Annotated in this window: 2 protein-coding genes; both read right to left on the reverse strand. The window is 65.8% G+C overall.

All coding sequences use genetic code 11. From position 1 onward, the window contains the following. The coding region (locus WG921_RS17870; protein ID WP_340110625.1) for an NAD-dependent epimerase/dehydratase family protein at positions 1–764 on the reverse strand (764 nt) is incomplete at its 3' end. Next, positions 764–1,006, reverse strand: a 243-nt coding sequence (locus WG921_RS17875; protein WP_340110626.1) for a hypothetical protein, incomplete at its 5' end; no start/stop codon positions are given. The genes WG921_RS17870 and WG921_RS17875, both read right to left, overlap by 1 nt.

The raw sequence follows: 1,006 nt of genomic DNA on the forward strand, positions 1-1,006 counted from the left end.
TAGACCGTCAGCGGATAGCCCGCCGCCGCCTGCACCATGAACCGGTTCAGAACCGTGCCGAACACCTCGTCATAGTTCAGGAACGGATAGAGCGCCTCGTCGTCGCCGCTCTCCTCCGTCGTCAGCCCGTAGACCGGCCCCTGCATCAGATCGGTGACGCGAAGCCCCCACATCCGCACGTAGAACCAGAGCAGATCCGTATCCAGAACCTTGGTCGTGTGATAGAGAGACCCCGCCGCGCGCGGGAACAGGAACGTGCCCTTGCGCCCCTTGTGCTCGATCTCGATCCAGCCCTCCTCGATGTCGATGTTCGGCGTGCCGTACTCGCCCATCGTCCCCAGCTTGACCAGATGCGCCTCCGGCGCGAACTCCGAGATCGCGTGGATCACGTTGAAGGTCACGCCGAGATTGTTGTCCAGCGTCAGCCGCGCCGTCGCGCGGTCGAGCATCGAATAGGGCGCCGAGGGCTGCTCGGCGAAATGGATCACCGCCTCCGGCGCGAACTCCCCGAACACCGAGGAGATGAAGGTCCAGTCGTTCAGATCCCCGATCCGGACCGCGACCTCCTTCCCGGTCTTCGCCGCCCAATGGCGCGCCCGCTCATGCAGGTTCGGCGCCTCGAACAGCGCCCCGCAGTCGATCTCCCGCATCAGCCGGCGGCGGAGGTAATTGTCCACCGCCATCACCTCGTGCCCGGCCGCCGAGAGCTTCATCGCCGTCGGCCAGCCGATATATCCGTCGCCGCCGAGAATGAGAACCCGCATCAGACCAACTCCTCTTTCGCCATCTCGCCCGCCGCCGCCGCGAGAACGCGGGCGCGCAGATCCTCCGGCAGCACCCCCTCGCGCAGAAGCATGTCCCCGATCGCCGCGTCGCTCATCACCTCGGAGCGGTCCGAATGATAGACGACATGGCTCGGCGCCACCCGGATCTCGTCATAGACATACTGCATCCGCTGCTCGGAGGTGTGCCCCGGCGGCAGCACGATCAGGAACCGGTCGCTCTC

The organism is Paludibacillus litoralis, from assembly GCF_037646705.1.
Taxonomy (GTDB): Bacteria; Pseudomonadota; Alphaproteobacteria; order Rhodobacterales; family Rhodobacteraceae; genus Pikeienuella; species Pikeienuella litoralis.